A 19,687-nucleotide genomic window follows, 5' to 3' on the forward strand; every position below is an offset into this window, starting at 1 on the left:
GCGGCTGCGCGTCGCGCAACCGGGATTCGACCAGATTGCCTGTCGACGCGTGAATCCGGGGTTGGGCCGGACAACCCAAAGGGATCACCCCACGCCAAGCCCGGGAATCGCGCTGATCTGGTCGGGGTCGAAGCCGGCGACCTGGGCGAAGTGGCGGCCGCGCTCGACGTAGTCGCGGTAGCGCGGGAAGCTCGGCGCGCCGGGCGAAAGCAGGATCACGCCGTCGGCGCCGATCACCTGTTCGGCAATGCGCACGGCTTCGGGCATGTCGGGGGCCTGGAACAGGCCGAAGCGCCCGCCGCGCGAGGCGAATTTCAGCCCGTCGTATATCTGCGGGCCGTTCTGGCCCATGGTGATGATGGCCAGCGGCGGCTCGCGGTTCATGCGTTCGAAGAACACCGACCAGTCCAGGCCGCGGTCGAAGCCGCCCACCAGGATCGCGACGCGGCGGTTGGCGTGGCAGTCAAGCGCGGCGAGCGAGGCGTGCGGCGTGGTGCTGATGGAGTCGTTGACGTATTCGCGCCCGTCGCGGTGACCGATGACCTGCAGCCGGTGCGGCAGCGGGCGAAAGCTCATGGCGTGCCGCGCCAGCGCGCGCGCGTCGAAGCCCGCGGCCTCGATGGCCGAGAGCGCGGCGCACAGGTTGCCGCGATTGTGCGCGCCGGGCAGCGGCAGCGCGGATGCGTCCATCACCTCTTCCTCGCCGCGGTGAATCACGCTGCCGCGCAGGTGCCAGCCGTGGCGCGCGTTGAACCACCAAAGCTGCGCGGCGCGAGTGCCGCCGGCTTCCGCGCCCAGGTTCGTTTCCGAGGCACTGCCCTGCACCACCGCGCTGCGGCCCAGACTCGCCAGCCGCGCATCGGCGGCGTTCAGGACCAGATGGCGCGGATTGGCGACGGTGGCGAGCGCGAGCTTGTCGGCGACGTAGCGCTCCTCGCTGCCGTGCCAGTCCAGGTGCTCGGGGAAAAGGTTCAGCACCACCGCCACCTCGGGCGCCACCGCATCGCGGGTCTGGTAGCTCGACAGCTCCAGCACGTTGATCTCGGCCGGCGGGTCGGCTTCGAGCAAATCCAGCAGCGGCAGGCCGATGTTGCCGGCCAGGCCGGTACGTACGCCACCGGCGCGCAGGAGATGGGCGATCAGCGCGCTGGTGGTGCTCTTGCCCTTGGTGCCGGTCACGCAGATCGTTCGCGCCTCCGGGCTTTCGGCAAACCACAGCGCGGTGCCCGAGGTGAAGCGAACCCCGCGCGCCAGCGCTTGCGCCGCAACGCCGTGGTACGGACTGATGCCCGGCGACTTGATCACCACGTCGAAGCGCACCAGGAGGTCGGCCGTCACTTCCTCGGTGAAGATGTAGAGCGCCGGATCGCCCAGCCCCATCACCTCGCTGGCTTCGGCCGCGCTGCACAGGAGCGCGAGCGGTGCGCGTGGAAGCCGCCAGCGCAGTGCGGCCAGGGTGGCCCGGCCTTCCTGGCCGTAGCCCCAGATCGCAATGCGCCTGCCCTCAAGTTCGGAAAGATTCACCCACGCGCTTCCAGACAGCCTCGGGAATGCCGTGCTCTCCCTGCGGGACGAGCAGCGCCGGAAGCGATTCTGCCCCAATCCTCGGGGCAATTTCACGCGCGAATCGACGCACCAGCGCATCTTCCCGCCAAACCGGGCGCGCGGCGAGTTCGAAGAAAGCCGCGCGCGCCTCGCGCCCCTCGCCCACGCACTCGAAGGGCTTGTGCTCGCCGTACTCGATCAGTGCGTCGAAGCCCTGCGCCTGCGCCGGTTCATCCAGCAGGTTGCGCCCGAAGATCGCGGTGAGGCGCGGCTTGGGCATGAAGGGTGCGAGCGCGAGGAACACGAAGCGGCACTTGGGACACTCCCCGCACCAGCGCTGCGCCGGGCGTTCGCCGAGGATGTGGAAGTTGCGATTGCAGCTGGAAAAATGCGCGTCGTAGCGGTCGATCTTCGCGAACCGGCGCGCCACGGCCAGCTCGGAAAGCGGACGCAGCAGCGAGTAGTAGGCAAGGTCCGCGGCGACGTGCGCGCGCACGTAGGCGGCGAAACGCCGCTCGAAGTCCCAGCTCTTGGACCATTGGTGGTTCACCTCGCCCGTACCCGGAATGAGGCTGCCGTAGCTGGCCGATCGCTCGTTGGAAAACACCACCTGGTCGGCACCGCGCAGCAGGGCGACGAGCACCAGGATGGCGGAATTCACCGCGGTGACGGGAATGTGTCCGTTCCACGCGCCGGCGGCGTTGAAATCGAACAGTTCGGGTGCCAGTCGGCGCGCGATATTGATGGCCGGCAGCCCGGTGCGCTCGGCGCAGGCGTGGATCAGCGGCGAGTTGCCGATGAAGGCGAGGCTCTGCTCCACGCCGGCGTCGCGCAGGGCCTCGATGCTGACCAGCGAATCCTTGCCGCCGCCGATCGCGGTGATGGCGCGCGGCGCAAGCCCCGCAGCCGTGGCGGCGGCCCCATCGCCTGCCGCCGGAAAGCGGATTTTCCCGCGCAGCGACAGCCCGTTGCGGTAGGCGAACTCGCCCAGCCCGTCCTCGTAGACCGCGGTCAGGAGTTCGGCCAGCGCCGCGTCCGGCGCCTCGCTCTCCACCACCAGTTCGGGCGGCAGCGCCGCCTTGTAGTAACTGATGCCGGCGATCAGGTGCAAGAGCCGCAGCGCCGCGTCCACCGCCCGCCGGCGCGGCGCATCGAGCGCGAACGGCGCGCCGGGAATCTCCAGCGCTTCGACCAGCGCCGGGCCATCGTCGAAGGCGTAGACCAGCTCGACCCGGCCGGTGGCTTCATCCAGCGCCGCACGCACGAAGCGGAAGCGCTGGATCGCATCGCGCCGGAACGTCCAGCCCTCGCCCGGTTTTCGGACCTCAGTCATCGAGCACGGCCTCCGTCGGCAAGTCGCGCAGATTGTAGGTGGAGGCCATCACTGCGCCATAGGCTCCGGCGGTGGCGACCAGGAGCACGTCGCCCTCGAAGCTGGCCGGAAGCCGGCGGCGGCGCGCCAGCACGTCGCCGGTTTCGCAGATCGGCCCGACCACGTCGAACTGGCCGTCGTCGGCTTCACCCAGGCGACTGAGGTTCACCACCTCGTGGCGGGCGTTGTAGAGCGCCGGGCGCAGCAGCGCGTTCATTCCGCCGTCCACGCCCACACGCCGCACGCCGGACTTCTCCACCACCTGGGTCACGCGCAGCAGCAGCACGCCGGCGCGCGCTACCAGATAGCGCCCCGGCTCCATCCACAGCGCGTACTGCGGGCACAGCGCCTTGGCCTGCGCCAGCACCTCGGCCAGCGCATCCATCTCGAAGGGATCCAGTTCCGGCTCCGAGGCCACGCCCAACCCGCCGCCCAGGTTGAGCGCCTCCACCGTGCCGAGCGTTTCGGCCGCCGCGGCCAGGCGGGCGAACACGTCGCGCCAGTGCAAGGCGTCGAAGATGCCGCTGCCCAGGTGCGCGTGCAGGCCGAAAATCATGGCACCGGCGCGCGCCGCCTCGGCCGCGAATTCCTCCAGCGCATCCAGCGGCAGGCCGAACTTGGCGCCGGTACCGCCGGTGCGCACCTTTTCATGGTGGCCGCGGCCGTAGCCCGGATCCAGTCGCAGCCAGAGCGCGCGGCGGCGGAACAGCTCGGGCCAGTGGCGCAGCGGATACGCACTGTCGAGCGTGACCCAGACATCGCGCGCCAGCGCCGCCTCGTACTCGGCGCGCGCGGCAAAGCTCGGGGTGAACAGCACGCGGGTCGGATCGAGCTTCGGGAACAGCGAAAACACCCGCCCGATCTCGCCGGCCGACACGCACTCGAAGCCGAAGCCTTCTTCCTCCAGCACCCGCAGGATGTCCGGATGCGGATTGGCCTTGATCGCGTAGAAGCGCCGGTCGAGCGCGCCGAGACCGCGCAGCGCGCGCGCGTTCTCGCGCACGCTCGCCAGATCGTAGACGTAGCGCGGCGTACCGAGCGCCGCCTGCGCCAGCAGCGCCTCGCGCCGCAGCGCCCACCAGGGCTGTGGCCGGGGAGACGAGCCGCGCTGCATTTCCTTCCAGCTCGGGCCGAACACCGACGCCTCGTCCACCGGCATGGCCTGGGCGTGGATCAGGAGTTCGTGCAGGCGCGGCAGCATGTCCTCGGCCACCGCCTCGTCCACCACGAAGGTGAGGTTGAGGTCGTTGGAGCTTTGCGAAATCAGGTGCACGCGCTCGCGCCCGAACTCGGCCAGCACGTCGGAGAGCCTGTGCAGCAGCGAACGCATCCCGCGACCGACCAGCGTGATCGAGGCGCAGGGCGCGATCACCTTCACCCGGCACACTTCGGCCAGGTCCGCGGCGAGGCGTTCGAGCACGTCGGTGGTGACCAGGTTGTCGGACGGATCGAGCGAGACGGTGACGTTGGCCTCGGACGAGCCGATCAGGTCCACCGACAGCCCGTGGCGCTTGAAGCGCTCGAACACGTCGGCCAGGAAGCCCACCTGCTGCCACATGCCGATGCCGTCCATCGACACCAGCACGATGCCGCGCTTGGAGCTGATCGCCTTCACGCCGGGCACCGCATCGGCCAGGCGCGGGCCGATCACGGTGCCTTCGAAGTCCGGCTGCGAGGTATCGCGGATCCACAGCGGCACGCGCGCCTCGCGGCAGGGCGAAATGCAGCGCGGGTGCAGCACCTTGGCACCGGTGCTGGCGATTTCCTGAGCCTCTTCATAGTCCAAGCGCGCCAGCAGCCGCGCCTGCGGCACCTGGCGCGGGTTGGCGCTGAACATGCCGGGCACGTCGGTCCAGGTTTCCACCCGCGCCGCGCGCAGGAGCGCGCCGAAATACGCCGCCGAGGTATCCGAGCCGCCGCGCCCGAGGATGCAGGTTTTCCCTTCATCGTCGGCGCAGATGAAGCCCTGGGTGATGAGGGTGTCGCCCTGCGCCGCGAAGCGCTCGGCAAAGTCCGGTTCCGCCTGCAGGCTGCAGTTGACCGACAGCCGTGCCGCCCAGGCGCTCTGATTGGGCAGCTTCACCGCACGCAGGTGCCGGCGCGCATCGCTCCAGCGCAGGTCCAGCCCGCGCGCGGAAAGATAGGCCGAACCCAGCCGGCTGGAAAAAAGTTCACCCAGCGCCAGCAGCTCCGCCTGCCAGTCGAGCGCCGCCGCGTCGGCGCGCGGATCGGCGGCCAGCGCGCGCAGCGCGGCGATCAGATCGCCGATGACCGCGCCGGCATCGAGATCGAGTGCGGCGGCGAAGTCGCGATGCTTCGTCTCCAGCGCCTCGGTCTGCATCAGCCGCGTCGAACGCCCGCCGCCCGCTTCAGTCAGCGCCACCAGCGCGTTGGTCACGCCGGACACCGCCGACACCACCACCAGCACCCGGAAGCCTTCGGACTTCCGTTTCGCCACCATGTCGCCGATCGTGTCCCAGCGCGCGCGGCTCGACACGCTGGTGCCACCGAACTTCATAACGACCCACGGCGCGGCGGGCGCGCCGGACACAGCGGGAGGCGTCATGGCTTTCCTTCCTGCGAATCGGCCGGTAGCCAGACCGCAGGCGCCGGCCTTCGCGCTGCGGAAACGCGATTATGTGGCAAGGCGTGCTGCGATGCAGCAATACGCGGCAAGGCCAGATCCAGCGCCGTGCCGCTCAAGCGGCCTCGCGCCGCGCGCGTGCGGCGTCGAGGAAGGCGCGCATCATCGGATCGGCGTCCAGCAGCGTCGGATCGCTGCCGTCGTGGAACTCCGGGTGCCACTGCACGCCGAGCACGAAGCCCGGCGCATCGCGCCAGATCGCCTCGGGCACGCCGTCGGGCGCGTGCGCGACCGGCACGAAACCGTCCGCCAGCCGCGCCACGCCCTGGTGGTGGATCGAATTCACCACGCCGCGCGTCGCGCCGCCGTGCCAGCGCGAGAGCACGCCGCCGTCGCTGAGGAGGAGGTCGTGGTGGTAATCGTCATAGCGTGGAAGATCGGCGTGCGAAACGTGCGTCACGCCGTCGGCAATGAGATCCTGGTGCAGGGTTCCGCCGAACGCGACGTTGATGAGCTGCATGCCGCGGCAGATGCCCAGAACCGGCTTTTCCTGCATCACGAAGGCATGGATCAGATCGAGCTCGAAGCGGTCGCGCACGCAGTCCACCGCACCCACGATGTGCCGGCGCGATTCGCCGTAAAGCGCCGGATCGATATCCGAACCGCCCTGCAGCACCAGCCCGTCGAGCATCGCGGCGAAATCGCGGGTGTGGATCTCGGCGCGCCGGATCGCGCCCTCCCGCTCCACCGTGGGCAGCATCACGCAGGCCGCACCCAGCGCCATGATCCAGTGTGCGACCGACTGCCCGAGGTATTGCAGGGTCTTGCCGTGTGCGCCCAGTTCCGGCGGCGTCTGGCGAAGGATGCGGGGCGAAACGCCGATCAGGAGCGGTCGTGTGGTCATGGAGATGGAAGCACAGGTCAGGCCGCGCGCAGTGTACGCCGGCGCAACGAAGACGGGGCCCGAAGGCCCCGTCTGTCCCATCCCTGGGAGAGCCTGGTTCAAGGAACCGGGCTTACGTCCACTCGCACCTGCAGGCTCTCGCCCGGCGGATAGTCGGTGACGGTCTGGTACAGCCGCCCCTGATAACGATAGGTGACGTCGTAGCCGGTCACGCGCTCGTCGCGCCGGTACCCGGTCCGCGGCGCGCAGCGGCGTTCGTAGCGGGTGTATTCGCGGCCGCCGGCGTAATAGCCGCCCTGCGTATCGCGCACCATTTCGTGGCCCAGCATCGCGCCGAACGCGGTGGACGCGGCGCGGCCGCCACCGTGGCCGAACTGGTTGCCGATCACGCCGCCCACGATCGCGCCCAGCACGGCGGGCGCGCCCGGTCCATCGTGGCGCACATAGCGCGGCGGTTCGCGGTAGGTGACCGGCTCATCCCAGCACTGATCGCGGTAGGTCGGCTGGTTCACGACGCTGAAGATCGGCTCCACGCGTACCACCTCGGCCCAGTCGTAGATTGGTTCGGCGTACTCGCGGTACTCCTGCGCGGCGGCACTGCCGGCAAAGCCGACGGCTGCCAGCAACGCGGCGAAAGCCAGCGGGAATCGACGTATCTGCATGACGGTTCTCCGAAAGCGCACCCCTCGGCGCACACGATGCACGCTAGGAATCAGGCGCTTAATCGGCTGTGAACCCGGCCGGAGGGGTTCAGCTTGCGCACAAGCTCGCCGCCCGCCGCCCCCCAATCCTGTTCGCACTGGCGCTGGCGCTGACGTGCGCCGGAAACGGCCGGCGGCACGCGCTATCAGGGTGTCGGATCGGCCAGATCCAGCCAGACCATGTGGTGGTCGGTGACGCGCGTCCATTCCGCCTCGGGCGCGCCTTCCAACGGCCAGAACACGCCGCCGGCCAGGATCGAAAAGTCCTTCGAGGGCAGCAGGTAGTCGATCCGCAGGGTGCCGCTGCGCGGGCCGAAATCGCCGGTGTGGGCGCTCACGTCGCCGCGGCGCTCGAAGCCGTAGCCGGCGGCGGCCGGCCCCGCACCTTCGCTGCGCGGCACGAAGGCCGCGTCCACGCGCGGGTTGTCCAAGAGCGCGGCGATGGCCTCGCGGCGGCCGTCGCCATCGTCGCGGTCGGCGTTGAGGTCACCGGCCAGCACGAAGCGCGCATCGGCCGCGAGTCCGCCGCAGGCACCGCGGTCATCGCACAGCCACGCGGCGTCGGGATCGGAAAGGTAATGGTTCCAGAGCGCGATCTCGTCGGCATTGCGCGCGCCGTTGCGGTCTTCCGGGCCGTCGAACACCGGCGGCGTCGGGTGTGAGACGAGGAAGTGCACGGTGCCCAGCGCGGTGCGGATCGGCACGTCCCAGTGTGATTTCGACGACAGGCGCAGCTGCGCCCAGGTCGCATCGGCGTGCCAGGGCGTGCCGTCGGGATGCAGCGGGCGGCGGGCGGCGGGCAGATCCTTCCAGAGAAAATGCCGGAAGCTGCGCACCGCCAGCGCGTCGATCGGAAAGCGCGAGAGCACCAGCATGCCGTACTGGCCCGGGTGGGTGCCGTATCCCCAGGCGTCGTTGGGTCCGTCCGTGCGGCCGTCGTTGTCGAGATCCAGGCCGCTGGGCTCGCCGGTATTGACCGGGGCGAGGTAGCGGTAGTCGTAGCGGATCGGTGCCTGCCCGGCCTGCGGCACTTCCAGATAGCGGCGCTGGAACAGTTCGGCGGCGCGCTGCGCCGCGTCGTAGTCGAACTCGTTGAGCAGCACCACGTCCGGGCGCTGGCGCTGCAGCAGTGCGGCGATGCTTTTCGCGGCCTCGTCGCCGCGCTCCAGGCGCGCGACGAGGCCACCGGCCACCGGGTCGAACAGCGAGGTGTTCCAGGTGGCAAACCGCACCGACACCGGCGGTGGCGGCGCGTCCTCCGGGACCGGACTCACCGGCGCGTCCGGTCCGGACGCAGGGCCACAGGCGGCAAGGCCCAGCGCGAGGGCGGCTGACAGCAGGATTCGGAGTGACACGGTGCCTCCGGGATCATTGCGATGCCAGGGGATTCTGGCACGGCGGGCATCGCACAACCGCCGTCACGGTGCCTCACGCACGACGAACTCGGCGCGCGCCACCTCGACCTCACGGGCAAAAAACCCGATGCTCACGCGCGCACCGGCTTCCAGGGGCCCCATGGCGCGAAACAGCATCAGGTGCATGCCTCCCGGTTCCAGCGAGACGCTGCGGCCCGGCTCCAGCGTCAGCGACGGCAGCCGGCGCATGCGCATCACGCCGTCCACTTCGCGCATCTCATGGATTTCGATCGCGCCGAAGGCGTCCGAGCGCACCGCATCGATGACGACCTCGCGCCGGCCGGAGTTCTCGATCACGCCATAGCCCGCGCGCACGGGTGCCGTCGGCGGGGCCGTGCGTATCCACGCCTCGTGCACCACGAGCGCGGCGGCATCGGGGGATTCCTGCGCCTGAACCATGGCCGACGCCAGCGCCAGCACACCCCACCCCATCAAACGAAGTCTTGCGTTCATGTGCCTATGATACGACCTTCACTCCGGAGACACGCCATGCGCCTTGCCCTTCTCTCCACCTCCGTCATCCTTTCGCTGATCGCCATGAACCCCAGCCACGCGCAAACCCGGATCACGCTGTATTCGGGCACCTTCGATGCGGTGTCGCAAAGCTACCCGTCGGCCCGGATGCCCGGACTGGCGCTGGTCAACCAGCCGCTGACCCGCGAGCTTGCGCGCGGCGGCAACGAGATTGCGCTGGACGCGCTGCCCGTGGCCATCGACGTGGGCACGGTGCGGTTTGCACCGTCATCGCAAGGCCCGCGCATCGCGAGCCAGCGCTACGATTTCGCCCTGGTCGACCAGAACCAGCTCCTGAGCCAGTCGCTCGGCCAGCGCGTCGTGGTCGAACAGGCCACCGGCAACGAAACCCGGCGCTTTTCCGGCATCCTGATTTCCGCCGGCAACGGCCTCACCCTGGCGCAGGACGATGGCCGGGTGCGGGTGCTGGCGCGCTACGACAGCTTCGAGCTGGAGCGCGTGCCCGAAGGGCTTTCCGCACGCCCCACCCTGCGCTGGAACATCGAGAGCCCGCGCGCGGGCAAGGAAACCTTCCAGCTCGACTACGCCACCGGCGGCCTGGCCTGGCAGGCCGAATACCTGGCCCAGCTCGATGGCCCGGCGCAGAGTTGCCGGATGGCGTTCTCCGGCGCGGCGCAGATCGTCAACCGCTCGGGCCTGGATTTTCCCGCCGCCGCGCTGACCCTGGTGGCGGGCGCGCCCAATCAGGCGCGCCCGGCCGGACTGGCTCCTCCACCGGCACCGGCCCCGATGATGGCGCGCGCCAAGGTGGCCGACGCCTACGAATCGGCCCCCGCGGTGCAGGACTCGGGCGAATACCACGCCTATCCGCTGCGTCAGGCGGTGGATCTGCCCAATGGCAGCGTGCAGCGCGTGTCGCTGCTCGATACGGCGGAAAACATCGCCTGCCTGCGGCGTTACGAGGTTGGAAGCGCGCGGTCCGGCTACCGCCCGAGCTATCCGCAGGTGCACCCGGCCCCGGACGAACAGACCGAAAGCGTGACCACCACGCTGGAGTTCGAGAACACCGCGAAGGCGCGGCTGGGCGTGCCCCTGCCCGCCGGGCGCGTGCGGGTGTTCCAGGCCGATGCCAGCGGTGAATCGCTGCTCGGCGAAGCCGCGCTTGGACACACGGCGGCGGGCCAGACGGTGCGCCTTGACCTGGGCACGGCCTTCGATCTCACCGCGCGGCGCAAGGCCACCGATTTCCGCCTGGCAGACGACCGCCTCAGCCTGACCGAAACCATCGAGGTCACGCTGTCCAACGCCAAGGCGCAGGAGGTCACGGTGCGCGTGCACGAGGCGCTCGGCCGCTGGCAGGACTGGGAGATCCTCGACGCCACCGCCCCGTGGGACAAAGCCCATGCCCAGGCCGTCACCTTCAACCTGAAGGTGCCCGCCGGCAAGAGCACCACCCTGCGCTACACGGTGCGCTACCGCTGGCCCGCCGCGGTGCGACCGTGACGCATTGCGCAGCTCCGTACCGAAAGGTACGGACAGCGCGGGAAAACTGCTAGGCTGAGTCATCACCCACACCGGTGCAGCGCCATGCTCGAACGCATCAGCCACCACGGCATTCTGGAACTGCGGCTCGCCCGTCCGCCGGTCAACGCGCTGGAACAGGGGCTGCTCGGCGAATTGCGCGATGCGATCGAAGGCGCGCCGGCCGCCGGCGCGCGCGCGCTGGTCCTGAGCGGCAGCCCGGGCATTTTCACCGCGGGACTGGACCTGCCGTACCTGGTCGGCAACGGCGTCGACGCGGTCGAGGCCACCTGGCTTGCCTTCGGTCAGGTCTGTCGCGCGCTGGCGGCCTCGCCCCTGCTTTCGGTCGCGGCCATCGCCGGCCACAACCCGGCCGGCGGTGCGGTCATCAGTCTTTACTGCGACTACCGCATCATGGCGCGCAGCCCGGTCGCGCCCGATCCGCTGGCGGCGCGCGGCCCCTTCCGCACCGGCCTCAACGAAGTGGCCGTCGGCCTGTTCGTGCCCGATGCCATCCAGTACGCGCTCAAGCGCCTGGTCGGCGCGCATCGCGCCGAGCGGCTGATGGTGGCCGGTGCCATGTTCACCGCCGAGGAAGCCGCCGGCTACGGCATGGTGGATGAACTGGCACCGATGGCCGAAGTCACCGCGCGCGCCCTGGCCTGGCTGGATGGCATGCTGGCGCTGCCGCAGGCGGCGCAGCGCGAAACCCGGCGCATCGCGCGGCGCGACCTGCTGGAATCGATCGATGATCCGGCGCGCCTGGACCTGCCGCGCTTCCTCGCCGCCTGGCAGACGCCCGAGACCCAGGCCGTGCTGCGCGAAGTGCTCGCGCGTCTCGGCAAGGGATAGTCGGGAATTCCCGGCCGCGCAGGCTTCCGCCTCAGGCCGGCCCGGTCGCGATCGGGCGCGAGGGCACGGACACCCACTCGCTCCAGGAGCCGGCGTAGACGCGCGAGCCGGGCAGGCCGGCGTGCTCCATCGCCAGCAGGTTGTGGCAGGCGGTCACGCCCGAGCCGCACATGTGCACCACATCGCCCGGCACCTGGCCGCGAATCAGCGCGCGGTAGCGGACCTCGAGCTGCTCGGCCGGCAGGAAGCGGCCGTCGAGCCCGAGATTGTTCTGGAACGGGCTGTTGACCGCACCCGGGATGTGCCCGGCGCGCGGATCCAGCGGCTCCACCTCGCCGCGGAAGCGTTCGGGAACCCGGGCATCGAGCAGCACGCCGTTGCCGCTGGCCAGGCGCGCGGCAACCACTGCGGTGGTGACGATCGAGCGGCTGTCGAAACGGGCCCGATAGCGCCCCCTGCCCGGCTTGCGCGCGCCGCGCTCGAGCGCGCCGCCGTGCGCCGTCCATGCCGCCAATCCGCCATCGAGCACCGCCACCCGGCGATGCCCGAACAGGCGCAGCATCCACCACAGGCGCGCGGCGATCGTGCCGCCGCTGGCGTCGTAGGCGACCACCTGGTGTTCCGGCGTGATATCCCAACGCTCCAGCGCCGCGCAGAACGCGTCGGCATCGGGCAGGGGATGGCGACCGCGACCGGGGCGATGCAGGTCGGAAAGGTCACGATCCAGGTGGGCGTAGTGGGCACCCGGGATATGTCCCTCGAACCACGCGCGCTCTCCGGCGGCGGGATCGGCCAGATCGAAACGGCAGTCGATCACCGCCACCAGCGGATCGGAGAGCGCGGCGTCGAGCGATGCGGCATCGATGAGGGTTCGCCAGGACATGCGGGCATCGGTCCATTCGGGTAACGGCTCCATGCTAACCCCGATCCGCTGCCGCGTGGCGTGCGAGATGCCGCACAATGGCGGCATGAACTACGACCACGCCTTCCATGCCGGCAACCATGCCGACGTGCTCAAGCATCTGGTGCTTCTGGCCCTGCTGGACGCACTGGCGCGCAAGCCGACGCCCTACTTCGTGCTCGACACCCATGCCGGACAAGGCGAGTACGCGCTGCAGTCGCGTCAGGCCACCGTCACCGGCGAGGCCGCGGACGGCGCGCTGCGGCTGGCCGCCTGGAGCAAGGGCCGCACCGCACTGAGCCCGGCACTGACGCGCTACCTCGACGCCGTTGCGCCGTTCCTGGCTGCGGGGCGCTACCCCGGCTCGCCGCGCCTGAGCGCAGCCCGCCTGCGCCCGGAGGATCGGATGGCCTGCTGCGAGCTGAACCCGGAGCCTGCGCGGCAGCTCAAGGCCCTGTTCGCACGCGATCCGCGCGTGGGCGTGCACCAGCGCGACGGCTATGGCGCGCTCAAGGCGCTGCTGCCGCCCAGGGAAAAGCGCGGCCTGGTCCTCGTCGATCCACCCTACGAGGCCCAGCTGGCCGAGTTCGACCAGGTGATCGGCGCGCTGAGGGACGGCCTGGCACGCTGGCCGCAGGGCATTTTCGCGCTGTGGTATCCGATCAAGCTGCGCCGCGCGCTGGCACCGTTCTTCCGGCGCGCGGCGGCCCTGCCCGCGCGCAGCGTGCTCCTCGCCGAACTGATGCGCCATGCCGACGACTCCCCGCTGCGGCTCAACGGCAGCGGCATGCTGCTGCTCAATCCGCCCTGGAAGCTCGATCAGGCGCTGCGGCAGGCCCTGCCCGAGCTGGCGCAGGCGATCGGGGACAGCGCGCGCGGATGGCATCTGGAGTGGCTGCGGCAGGAATCGGGCTGAAAATCGCACCGGATGCCGCCTGAACGGCACGCCCCTCGCCAAATCATGCTGCATTGCAGCAATCTCCGCGTTCGGGGGACACTCCGGAATCTGGCATCCTGCACCGGAACCATACGTGGACCTGAAGGTGGCACGGCCCTCGCCCTTGAATCGGAAGCGCGCGCAGCGCGTTCGCGCCACGCCCCTGCCGGAGCGCTGGACCCAGCGCCTCGAATTGAGCGACGGGCGCATCCTGACCCTGCGTCCGATCGAACCGGCCGACGCCGAGCCGATCCGGCAGACCTTCCCGCTGCTCTCGCCCGAGGAAGTCCGGCTGCGCTTCCTGCACCCGATCAAGGAGCTGAAGGGCGACCTGCTGAAGCGCCTGACGCAGATCGACCCGCGCAGCCAGTTCGCCCTGGTGGTCGCCGAACCCCTGCCTCCGGGACAGGCGCTGATCGGTGCGGTGGCGCGGCTCGCCATCGACGAGGGCACCCTTCGCGCCGAATTCGCCATCCTGGTCAGCCGCTTCCTCGCCGGTCAGGGGTTGGGAACGCTGCTGATGAAGCAGTTGATCCGCTGGGCCAGGCTGAAGCGCCTGGACGAGATCTACGGCGATGTGCTCGACGAGAACGATGCCATGCTGGGCCTGGCCGATTCACTCGGATTCCGGCGCGAGTCGATCCCCGACGAGCCGGGACTGGTGCGGGTGCGGCTGGACGTGCGCCCGCTCTCGCGCAGGCTGTCGGGCGCGGCGCTTCTCAGCCGGAAAACCCCGGATTGAGCAGCTTCGAGAAGAAGTGCTCGACGATGCGCGGCTGCAGCAGCACGGTGAACAGCACGCCGTAACCGGCACCCCACAGGTGCGCGCTGTGGTTGATGTTGCCCTGCCCGCGCCGCTCCATCCAGACGCTGTAGCCGACATAGAGCACCGCGTACACGATCGCCGGCACCGGCACCACGAACACGATGATCAGCGACCAGGGCTGGATCAGGATGTAGGCGAACAGCACCGCCGATACCGCGCCCGATGCGCCCAGGCTGCGGTAGCCGGCGTCGTGGCGATGGCGCAGGTAGCTGGGCAGGATCGACACCACGAGCGCCGAGAGGTAGAACCCGACGAAGCCCCAGGGCCAGGGCAGGCCCAGCTGGCTCAGGTAGGCTTCCATCGCACCGCCAAAGAAATACAGCGTCACCATGTTGAACAGCAGGTGCTGGCCGTCGGCATGGATGAAGCCGTAGCCCAGCAGCCGCCAGTACTCGTGCCCGCGCGACACCGCCGGCGGCCACAGGATCAGTCGCTCCATCACCCGGGATTTTTTCCAGGCGAGGAACGAAGCCGCACAGGTGATCGCGATCAGGGCCAGGGTGACGGGAGCGTTGGGCATGGCGGGGCTTTGTCGTGGCGGCCGGGCACTATACCCTGCGCGCTGTCGTCCACCTGCTCCGACTCCCGATGCCGCAAACCCCGCCGCCACCGCCTGCCGCCAGCCGTTTCCAAACGCTGCCGCGCGCCTCGGCGTGCGGATTTCACCCTCGCGCGCGCGTTCGCGCGTTGAATCCGGCGATATGCGCCCCCAAGCGTTCTTCCGGGCGGCAGAATGCGTGCCCCTGATCCGCCGCGCATGAGTCACGAGCGCACCGACGAGGAACTGATGCTGGCCTACGCCGCAGGCGACATCGCCGCATTCGAGACGCTGTACGCGCGCCATCGCGGGCCGCTGTACCGCTTCATCGTGCGCGGCATTTCCCCGCGCGCCACCGCCGACGAATGCTTCCAGGACACCTGGGGGCGCGTGGTCGCCGCGCGCGTGCGCTATCGGCCCGAGGCGAAGTTCGGCACCTGGCTCTACCAGATCGCCCAGCGCCTGATGATCGACCAGTACCGCCGCGTCCGCCCGCAAGTCTCGCTGGACGAAGACGACAGCCCCTTGCATCTGGCCGGTGACGAGCAGGACAAACCCGAGCAGGCGCTCAGTCGCTTCGAGGAGCAGCGCCGCCTGCAGCAGGCGCTGGCCGAACTGCCCGACGAGCAGCGTCTCGTGCTGCAGCTGCGGCTGGAGCAGGAGCTTTCGCTGGAGGAAATCGGCGAAATCACCGGCGTCGGACGCGAGACCGTGAAATCGCGGCTGCGCTACGCCATGGACAAGCTGCGCGCGAGGCTGGGGCCATGAGTGCGAACCTGCCGCGCGAGCCGCTGTGCCCCGAGGAACGCGCGCTGGCCGACGCGCTGGCGCGCTTGCCCGCGGTGGAACCCGCGCCGGCGCTCGATGCGCGGGTGCTGGCGCAGGCGCGGGAGGCGCTGGAATCCAGGCCACGAACAGCGCCGCGCCGGCGTCCGTGGTGGCTCAGCGCCAGCCTGGGCACGGCGGCAGCGGCCGTGCTGGCGGCAGGCGTCGCCTGGCAGGCAGGCATTTTCGATATCGGCACCGGCAGCTCGGTGCCGGTGCCGCGCAGCCGCGCGCCCATGGCCGATACGTCGGACACCCGCGAGGCGGTGGACGTCGATCTCAAGCACCGCGCAGCGCCGAAGCCTCCGTCGCAGGACGAAGCCGAAATCGCGGCGGCGGTTCAGCCGGCGGCACCGCCCGCGCCGCCACCACCAGCACCGGCATCCGCGCCCGCCGATGTCCGCGACAATGGCGCACCGGCCACATCGTCGCCCAAGGCCACCCCGGTGATGCAGGAGCCGGCACCGCCGGCCGCACCGCCACCACCGGCCCGCGCCGAAGCCGCACGCGAACGCAGCGCGATGGCGCAGGAGGGCATTACGAGCGACGCGATCCGCGCGTCCGGGGCGCGCCTCGATCCCGACACCGGCGTCCCCCTGCCGCACTGGCGTGAAGACGCGCGACTGGAGCCCGACGCCTGGCTCGAGCGCGTGCGCGAGCGGCTGCTGCGCGGCGACCGCCCCGGTGCCGTGCAGAGCCTGCGCCAGTTCCAGCACAAGAATCCCTCGCGCAAGGTGCCGGACGATCTGGTCCGACTGCTGGCCGGATGAGCCGCGTCACGCTCGCCCGGCCGGCGCGGCTGGAGCAGGACATCCGCAAGAGCCGCTTCCTCGCGCAGGCCGCACCGGTGTCCTCACCGGACGAGGCGATGGCGTTCCTGGCCCAGGTGGGCGATCCCGCCGCCACCCACAACTGCTGGGCCTGGCGCATCGATCCGGCCTACCGCTTCTCCGACGACGGCGAACCGGCCAGCACCGCGGGCAAACCAATCCTGGCCGCCATCGAGGGTCAGGGCCTCGACGGCGTGATGGTGGTCGTCACGCGCTGGTTCGGCGGCATCAAGCTGGGCGCCGGCGGGCTGGTGCGCGCCTACGGCGGCACCGCCGCCGAGTGTCTGCGCCAGGCCGAGCGCATGACCGTGGTGGAAACCGTCATGGCCACCTTGCGCTGCGGCTTCGCCCACGCCAACACCGCGCATGCCCTGATCGCCGCACACGACGCGCGCAAGCTTGGCGAACGCTACGACGCCGACGGCCTGGAACTGGAGCTGGAGCTGCCCGAAGCCAACTTCGACGCACTAGCCGCTACACTTCGCGATGCAACGCGCGGCCAGGGCGAGCTGATCCGGCACAGCGACGGCGATACCCGTGCCGGCCCGCGACTTGCGCCTCCGTAGGCCTCCGAATCCCATCGTGTGAACACCGAAGAATCCGCCGCCCGCCCTCGCCCGCTCGCGGCACTGCGCACCCTGTTGCCCTTCCTTCGCCCCTATCGCGGCCTGCTGGCGGGCTGGCTGGGCTTCCTCATCCTCTCATCGAGCGCGACCCTGGCGCTGCCGGTGGCCGTGCGATTCATGATCGACCGCGGCTTTTCCGATCAGGACCCGAGCGGCATCGACCGCTGGTTCGTCGGCCTGATCCTCGTCGCCCTGGTGCTGGCCGTGGCCACGGCCGGACGCTTCTTCTGCATCAGCCTGCTGGGTGAAAAAGTGATCGCGGACCTGCGCGAGCGCGTGTTCGGGCACCTGTTGCATCTGGACATGGAGTTCTTCGCGCGCACCCGTGCCGGCGAACTGGTCAGCCGCCTCGCCGCCGATACCGAGCTTTTGCGCAGCGTGATCGCTTCCACCCTCTCGGTGGCATTGCGCAGCTTCGTGACCATGTTCGGCAGCGGCGTCGCGCTGCTCATCACCAGCCCGCGGCTGGCCGGCATGGCGGCCATCGGCATCCCGGTGATCGTGCTGCCCATCGTGCTCTACGGGCGGCGCGTGCAGAAGCTCTCGCGCGACAACCAGGACCGCATCGCGGACGCCAACGCGCGCGCCACCGAAACCCTCACCGCCATCCACACCGTGCAAAGCTACGCCCGCGAGGCCCACGAATCAGGCCGATTCGCGGCGGCGGTCCGCACCGCCATCGGTGCCGCGCGCCGGCGCATTGCGACCCAGGCGGGTCTCACCGCGGTGGTGATCCTGCTGGTGTTCGGCGCGATCACGGGCGTGCTGTGGATCGGCGCGCGCGACGTGATCGGCGGCACGCTCACCGCCGGCACCCTCGGCCAGTTCGTGCTCTATGCGGTGATCGGCGCCGGCTCCATCGGCGCGCTGACCGAAGTCTGGGCGGAGCTGCAGCGCGCCGGCGGCGGCATGGGCCGGATCGATGAACTGCTGAACGAGCGCTCCGCCATCCAGACGCCCCACGAACCCGCGGTCCTGCCTGCGCGCGTGGCGGGCGAACTGACGTTCGAGAACGTCACCTTCCGCTATCCCACCCGCCCCGACGCGCCGGCGCTGATCGACTTCAGCCTGCACGTCAGGCCCGGCGAAAACGTCGCCCTGGTCGGCCCCTCCGGCGCCGGAAAGAGCACCGTGCTGCAGCTCCTGCTGCGCTTCCATGACCCGGACGAGGGCGCGATCCGCGTCGACGGCATCGACCTGCGCCAGCTCGACCCGCGCGAACTGCGCGGCCAGGTCGCCCTGGTACCGCAGGATCCGGTGCTGTTCGGCGACGACGCGCGCACCAACATCCGCTACGGCCGGCTCGATGCCAGCGATCAGGAGGTCGTCGAGGCGGCCCGCATCGCGGAAGCCGACGGCTTCCTCGCCGCGCTGCCGGAAGGCTATGGAACCCACCTGGGCGAGCGCGGCGTGCGCCTCTCGGGCGGCCAGCAGCAGCGCGTGGCCATCGCCCGCGCGGTGCTCAAGGACGCGCCGATCCTGCTGCTGGACGAGGCCACCAGCGCGCTCGACGCGCAGAGCGAGCGCGACATCCAGCAGGCCCTCGAACGCCTGACCCACGGCCGCACCACCCTGGTGATCGCCCACCGCCTGGCCACCATCCGCCGCGCCGACCGCATCATCGTGCTCGACGGTGGCCGCATCGTGGCCGAAGGCCGCCACGAGGCGCTGATCGCCCAGGGCGGCCTTTACGCCGATCTGGCGCGCCTGCAGTTCAACCAGTAAGGACAGGCGGCTCGACGCAGCCCGGACACCACCGGGGCCGCCGCCAGACTGCGGGGCGATGGGCGGACAATGGCACCCGGGTCACTGCGCTGCGCGCAGCAGCGCGTGGTAGTGGAAGGCCCGCGTCACCTCGGCACGTATCGTGCGGCTGTCCGGGTGCAGGGGGTTGATCAATGCCACCTGTTCCTCGGGCACGATGGCTGAAGGAACCAGCAGGATCGCGGAGCGCCCCGACGCCAGCCAGTGCGACCCAATCCGCATGCTGGCCTGACCCGCTGGAATCGCCCGCCAGGCGGCAGGCAGCGCGTCGGCCGCAAGCTCCTGCCGCGCCTTCCAAACCGGGTCTGGAACTTCGATCACAACGACGAAGCGATTGAGCGGCAGCGCGCCGTGGAGGTGCGCCGTGGTTTCGAGCACCGCCAGCGACAGGGCGGTGGCGCAATACACCAGAGGCTCGCCGATATCGTTCCAGCGACCGGGAAATCGCGCCGCACCGTTGCCCGAAAGATCATCCGCGGGGTAATCGCGGGTTTCCGCGGCAATGCGCCACAGCCTCATTGATAGGCGCCGCTGGCCATCGAGCCGAGCAGGCGCGTAACCACTTCCGCGCCCGTCGGGGTATCCAGGAGTTCTGCGGGGCGACGTCCGCCCAGGGCCGGCTGCGGCTGCTCGATCCACCGCCCCAGCCAGCGCGGGACATCCAGCCCGGCGGCATCCGGATGAGTGCTGGCGGCCGCGATCTCCTGGGCCACGCCCATAAGCCGGATCAATCCGAGCGCGGCAACTCCACCGATGCCGCCGATGCGCTCCTTCGCGGACGCCTTCTTTTCAGCGGTCGCGCGCGGCACTCCGAGGATGGCGAACAGTCGCGTCGCGGGCACATCCATGCGCCGCGCGAGATCCTTGACGAACCCCGCCTCGACGCCTTCACGCTCGATGCCGACCAGCTGAAGCGGCTCGGCGGCCGCCACTTCGCGCACGTAGGCCTCGACGCCGCGCGGCGCGCGATAGGCCAGCGCAGGCCCTTCCCGCACGCCGGAGAGCACGGATTTCAGCGGATAGACGGCCATGGCGCACCTCATTCGTCCATTTATAGACGAATATGAGTCTA

At 70.2% G+C, this 19,687-nt stretch carries 19 protein-coding genes; 8 read left to right on the forward strand and 11 right to left on the reverse strand.

All coding sequences use genetic code 11. The features are described 5' to 3' along the window. Positions 1–84: 84 nt before the first annotated feature. The 7 genes from murD to WB794_RS04465 all read right to left on the reverse strand — a co-directional run bounded on the left by murD (position 85) and on the right by WB794_RS04465 (position 8,974). On the reverse strand, positions 85–1,524 hold the full coding sequence (murD, locus tag WB794_RS04435) for a UDP-N-acetylmuramoyl-L-alanine--D-glutamate ligase (protein ID WP_337334642.1): 1,440 nt from the start codon (positions 1,522–1,524) through the stop codon (positions 85–87). Further along, positions 1,505–2,878 (reverse strand): UDP-N-acetyl-alpha-D-muramoyl-L-alanyl-L-glutamate epimerase, encoded by a 1,374-nt coding sequence (gene murL / locus WB794_RS04440; protein WP_337334643.1) that lies wholly within the window; start codon positions 2,876–2,878, stop codon positions 1,505–1,507. Before murL ends, murD begins: the two co-directional genes overlap by 20 nt. Continuing rightward, the gene (locus WB794_RS04445) at positions 2,871–5,483 is read right to left on the reverse strand and encodes a bifunctional aspartate kinase/diaminopimelate decarboxylase (RefSeq protein ID WP_337334644.1); all 2,613 of its coding nucleotides are present in this window, start codon (positions 5,481–5,483) and stop codon (positions 2,871–2,873) included. The genes murL and WB794_RS04445 overlap by 8 nt, the downstream gene beginning before the upstream one ends. A 133-nt stretch (positions 5,484–5,616) precedes the next feature. Continuing rightward, complete coding sequence (locus WB794_RS04450) at positions 5,617–6,405, reverse strand: gamma-glutamyl-gamma-aminobutyrate hydrolase family protein (RefSeq protein WP_337334645.1); 789 nt, start codon at positions 6,403–6,405, stop codon at positions 5,617–5,619. A 98-nt stretch (positions 6,406–6,503) separates the two neighbouring features. Continuing rightward, complete coding sequence (locus WB794_RS04455; protein WP_337334646.1) at positions 6,504–7,067, reverse strand: glycine zipper 2TM domain-containing protein; 564 nt, start codon at positions 7,065–7,067, stop codon at positions 6,504–6,506. 185 nt (positions 7,068–7,252) lie between these two features. Next, on the reverse strand, positions 7,253–8,461 hold the full coding sequence (locus WB794_RS04460; RefSeq protein WP_415926640.1) for an endonuclease/exonuclease/phosphatase family protein: 1,209 nt from the start codon (positions 8,459–8,461) through the stop codon (positions 7,253–7,255). 63 nt (positions 8,462–8,524) lie between these two features. Then, the gene (locus WB794_RS04465) at positions 8,525–8,974 is read right to left on the reverse strand and encodes a copper chaperone PCu(A)C (protein ID WP_337334647.1); all 450 of its coding nucleotides are present in this window, start codon (positions 8,972–8,974) and stop codon (positions 8,525–8,527) included. 36 nt (positions 8,975–9,010) lie between these two features. On the opposite strand from WB794_RS04465, the gene WB794_RS04470 reads away from it, so the two are divergent. Both WB794_RS04470 and WB794_RS04475 read left to right on the forward strand, forming a co-directional pair. Then, positions 9,011–10,498 carry a DUF4139 domain-containing protein gene (locus WB794_RS04470; protein WP_337334648.1) on the forward strand — a complete coding sequence of 496 codons (1,488 nt, stop codon included), beginning with the start codon at positions 9,011–9,013 and terminating at the stop codon, positions 10,496–10,498. A gap of 84 nt (positions 10,499–10,582) precedes the next feature. Continuing rightward, positions 10,583–11,368 (forward strand): enoyl-CoA hydratase/isomerase family protein, encoded by a 786-nt coding sequence (locus tag WB794_RS04475; protein ID WP_337334649.1) that lies wholly within the window; start codon positions 10,583–10,585, stop codon positions 11,366–11,368. Positions 11,369–11,399: 31 nt separating this feature from the next. Here WB794_RS04475 and WB794_RS04480 read toward each other — a convergent pair whose 3' ends face one another. After that, positions 11,400–12,251: a sulfurtransferase gene (locus WB794_RS04480; protein WP_337334650.1), complete on the reverse strand. Its 852-nt coding sequence runs from the start codon at positions 12,249–12,251 to the stop codon at positions 11,400–11,402. An 85-nt stretch (positions 12,252–12,336) separates the two neighbouring features. Here WB794_RS04480 and WB794_RS04485 point away from each other — a divergent pair, with 85 nt between their 5' ends. Beyond that, positions 12,337–13,185 carry a 23S rRNA (adenine(2030)-N(6))-methyltransferase RlmJ gene (locus WB794_RS04485; protein WP_337334676.1) on the forward strand — a complete coding sequence of 283 codons (849 nt, stop codon included), beginning with the start codon at positions 12,337–12,339 and terminating at the stop codon, positions 13,183–13,185. 184 nt (positions 13,186–13,369) lie between these two features. Beyond that, positions 13,370–13,948 (forward strand): GNAT family N-acetyltransferase, encoded by a 579-nt coding sequence (locus WB794_RS04490; RefSeq protein WP_337334677.1) that lies wholly within the window; start codon positions 13,370–13,372, stop codon positions 13,946–13,948. Here WB794_RS04490 and WB794_RS04495 read toward each other — a convergent pair. Next, positions 13,926–14,552 carry a rhomboid family intramembrane serine protease gene (locus WB794_RS04495; protein WP_337334651.1) on the reverse strand — a complete coding sequence of 209 codons (627 nt, stop codon included), beginning with the start codon at positions 14,550–14,552 and terminating at the stop codon, positions 13,926–13,928. The two genes, WB794_RS04490 and WB794_RS04495, sit on opposite strands and share 23 nt — an antisense overlap. 237 nt (positions 14,553–14,789) lie before the next feature. On the opposite strand from WB794_RS04495, the gene WB794_RS04500 reads away from it, so the two are divergent. From WB794_RS04500 to WB794_RS04515, 4 genes are read left to right on the forward strand one after another with little or no spacing between them, the layout of a single operon-like run. Further along, positions 14,790–15,338: an RNA polymerase sigma factor gene (locus tag WB794_RS04500; RefSeq protein ID WP_337334652.1), complete on the forward strand. Its 549-nt coding sequence runs from the start codon at positions 14,790–14,792 to the stop codon at positions 15,336–15,338. Continuing rightward, entirely contained in the window at positions 15,335–16,165 is an 831-nt protein-coding gene (locus tag WB794_RS04505) for a hypothetical protein (RefSeq protein WP_337334653.1), read from the forward strand. Before WB794_RS04500 ends, WB794_RS04505 begins: the two co-directional genes overlap by 4 nt. After that, the gene (locus WB794_RS04510; RefSeq protein ID WP_337334654.1) at positions 16,162–16,791 is read left to right on the forward strand and encodes an IMPACT family protein; all 630 of its coding nucleotides are present in this window, start codon (positions 16,162–16,164) and stop codon (positions 16,789–16,791) included. The genes WB794_RS04505 and WB794_RS04510 overlap by 4 nt, the downstream gene beginning before the upstream one ends. Positions 16,792–16,809: 18 nt before the next feature. Next, positions 16,810–18,576: an ABC transporter transmembrane domain-containing protein gene (locus tag WB794_RS04515; RefSeq protein ID WP_337334655.1), complete on the forward strand. Its 1,767-nt coding sequence runs from the start codon at positions 16,810–16,812 to the stop codon at positions 18,574–18,576. A gap of 81 nt (positions 18,577–18,657) precedes the next feature. Here the strand turns inward: WB794_RS04515 and WB794_RS04520 are convergent, their stop codons facing one another. Beyond that, positions 18,658–19,134, reverse strand: a complete 477-nt coding sequence (locus tag WB794_RS04520) for an RES family NAD+ phosphorylase (protein WP_337334656.1) — start codon at positions 19,132–19,134, stop codon at positions 18,658–18,660. Then, positions 19,131–19,646, reverse strand: coding sequence for an antitoxin Xre/MbcA/ParS toxin-binding domain-containing protein (locus WB794_RS04525; RefSeq protein WP_337334657.1), 516 nt, complete (start codon positions 19,644–19,646; stop codon positions 19,131–19,133). Before WB794_RS04525 ends, WB794_RS04520 begins: the two co-directional genes overlap by 4 nt. Between the last annotated feature and the right edge of the window lie 41 nt (positions 19,647–19,687).

Origin of the sequence: Denitratimonas tolerans, assembly GCF_037203605.1 — a bacterium.
Taxonomy (GTDB): domain Bacteria; phylum Pseudomonadota; class Gammaproteobacteria; order Xanthomonadales; family Xanthomonadaceae; genus Denitratimonas; species Denitratimonas tolerans.

Bases quoted from the DNA above. Each gene is read 5' to 3' on its own strand.
- WB794_RS04525 (WP_337334657.1), bottom strand. From the start codon at position 19,646: ATGGCCGTCTATCCGCTGAAATCCGTGCTCTCCGGCGTGCGGGAAGGG.
- WB794_RS04470 (WP_337334648.1), top strand. From the start codon at position 9,011: ATGCGCCTTGCCCTTCTCTCCACCTCCGTCATCCTTTCGCTGATCGCC.
- WB794_RS04465 (WP_337334647.1), bottom strand. From the start codon at position 8,974: ATGAACGCAAGACTTCGTTTGATGGGGTGGGGTGTGCTGGCGCTGGCG.
- murL (WP_337334643.1), bottom strand. From the start codon at position 2,878: ATGACTGAGGTCCGAAAACCGGGCGAGGGCTGGACGTTCCGGCGCGAT.
- WB794_RS04475 (WP_337334649.1), top strand. From the start codon at position 10,583: ATGCTCGAACGCATCAGCCACCACGGCATTCTGGAACTGCGGCTCGCC.
- WB794_RS04520 (WP_337334656.1), bottom strand. From the start codon at position 19,134: ATGAGGCTGTGGCGCATTGCCGCGGAAACCCGCGATTACCCCGCGGAT.
- WB794_RS04510 (WP_337334654.1), top strand. From the start codon at position 16,162: ATGAGCCGCGTCACGCTCGCCCGGCCGGCGCGGCTGGAGCAGGACATC.
- WB794_RS04485 (WP_337334676.1), top strand. From the start codon at position 12,337: ATGAACTACGACCACGCCTTCCATGCCGGCAACCATGCCGACGTGCTC.
- WB794_RS04500 (WP_337334652.1), top strand. From the start codon at position 14,790: ATGAGTCACGAGCGCACCGACGAGGAACTGATGCTGGCCTACGCCGCA.
- WB794_RS04495 (WP_337334651.1), bottom strand. From the start codon at position 14,552: ATGCCCAACGCTCCCGTCACCCTGGCCCTGATCGCGATCACCTGTGCG.
- WB794_RS04450 (WP_337334645.1), bottom strand. From the start codon at position 6,405: ATGACCACACGACCGCTCCTGATCGGCGTTTCGCCCCGCATCCTTCGC.
- WB794_RS04505 (WP_337334653.1), top strand. From the start codon at position 15,335: ATGAGTGCGAACCTGCCGCGCGAGCCGCTGTGCCCCGAGGAACGCGCG.
- WB794_RS04455 (WP_337334646.1), bottom strand. From the start codon at position 7,067: ATGCAGATACGTCGATTCCCGCTGGCTTTCGCCGCGTTGCTGGCAGCC.
- WB794_RS04445 (WP_337334644.1), bottom strand. From the start codon at position 5,483: ATGACGCCTCCCGCTGTGTCCGGCGCGCCCGCCGCGCCGTGGGTCGTT.
- WB794_RS04480 (WP_337334650.1), bottom strand. From the start codon at position 12,251: ATGTCCTGGCGAACCCTCATCGATGCCGCATCGCTCGACGCCGCGCTC.